Here is an 856-nt window from a genome sequence, read left to right as displayed (position 1 = left end):
GCGAATCACGCCTGCGGATTCGCGCGGAACTTACGGCGAACGTGGCGCCCCCGCGCGAAGCGCGGCGTTCAGGGCGGCGATCTCGGCCCGCAGCGCCTTGATGTCCTCGGCAAGGGCGGCGTCGCGCTGGGCTGCTTCGTCCCGGGCCGTTTCGCCTTCGCGCTCGGCCTCGGCCTGCATGGCGTTGACCACCACGCCGATGAAGAGATTCAGCGCCACGAAGGCGGAAATCAGAATGAACGGCACGAAGAAGACCCACGCGAGCGGGTATTCGGCCATGACGGGCCGCACCACTTCGCCAGACCAGCCGTCGAGCGTCATGAGCTGGAACAGGGTGAAGGCGGTGCGGCCCAAATCTCCGAACTGGGCTGGAAACTCTGTAGCGAACAGCTTGGTCGCCATCACTGCAGACACGTAGACCACCAGCCCCAGCAAGAGCACGATCGAGCCCATTCCCGGCAGGGCCGCGATCATCGCGCCTACGACCCGCTTCAGGCTGGGCACCACCGTGATGAGCCGCAGCACCCGCAGAACGCGCAGCGCCCGCAACACCGACAGAGGCCCGGTCGCGGGCAGAAGCGCGATGGCGATGATGGTGAAGTCGAAGATGTTCCAGCCATCCCGGAAGAAGCGTCCGCCCTGCACATAAAGCCGCGCGGCAAGCTCGATCACGAAAATGGCGAGCAGGGTCCGGTCTGCGGCCAGAAGCAGCGGCCCTGCGGCCGCCATGGCGGCGGGGATGGTTTCCAGTCCGAGCGTGACCGCATTGAGCAGGATCAGCGCCGTGATGACGGCTTCGGTGCGGGGATGGGCGAGGAGGGCGGCAAGGCGGGCTTTCATCGCGGCGCTGTGTGCT

General features: G+C 66.7%; 1 protein-coding gene. It reads right to left on the bottom strand.

Going from position 1 to position 856, the window contains the following annotated elements; all coding sequences use genetic code 11:
• Positions 1–30 precede the first annotated feature (30 nt).
• Positions 31–856: ion transporter (locus tag ACLD7X_RS17245; protein WP_411424919.1), on the bottom strand; the 826-nt coding region annotated here is incomplete at its 5' end.

It is taken from the genome of Aphanothece microscopica RSMan92 (genome assembly GCF_046613545.2).
Classification (GTDB): domain Bacteria; phylum Cyanobacteriota; class Cyanobacteriia; order PCC-6307; family Cyanobiaceae; genus NIES-981.
This window is presented reverse-complemented; position numbering and strand designations above follow the sequence as displayed.